The organism is Bacillus sp. 05T31 (genome assembly GCF_056396725.1).
The window spans coordinates 1-604 of the sequence record NZ_JBFTMA010001248.1 but is presented as its reverse complement, the minus strand read 5'-3'; the positions used below and the strand labels follow the sequence as shown (position 1 = coordinate 604).

Sequence of the window (604 nt, the reverse complement as noted above, 5' to 3'; positions counted from 1 at the left end):
GTATACATACATCGTGTGGTTGAAGAGACGTTAGGCAAGTGGATCCATAAGTTTTATCATTGTGTTTTCCCGATCCTACATGAACATGTAGAAACTGACCACTTAGTAAATCGTACCTTATGCTGCAAGTCCAAACAATTGATGAATGAATTTTTTCTGGTTTTGGACAGACTGGTCCCATAAATCAATCTGTTCTTTTTTAATCATATGTATAGCTTCTACTCCAGAAAGAGTGGATGTAGCTGTGTAAAAACATTTGAACCTTAGCATAGAGCGGGTTCACTTCTTTATAAAGCGATGATCTTGTTCTACTATGTTATTCAAGTACTTTTGTTGTCTAATTTGCATACCATCAGGTATGCTTTTTTCTTTTTTCAGCTGTTCAATTGCTATAGGATAAACCGGATTCTTATCGACTGTTATAACACGAGGTTTTGAAACATGAAAAGACCGCAAAGCTTTCTTGAAAAAGCGCTTTGCAGCCTTMTGATCTCTTGTTTTGCYTARAYAAAAATCRATYGTRTTTCYTTTTGAATCAACAGMACGATAYAGGTACATCCATTGAYCTTTTACTTTGATATATGTTTCATCGACTCTCCAACAA

1 pseudogene is annotated in these 604 nt (G+C 35.2%); it reads right to left on the bottom strand.

Going from position 1 to position 604, the window contains the following annotated elements:
* Positions 1-117 precede the first annotated feature (117 nt).
* Positions 118-604 (bottom strand): annotated as a pseudogene (locus AC1DJR_RS32730) (IS6 family transposase); the annotation flags it as partial.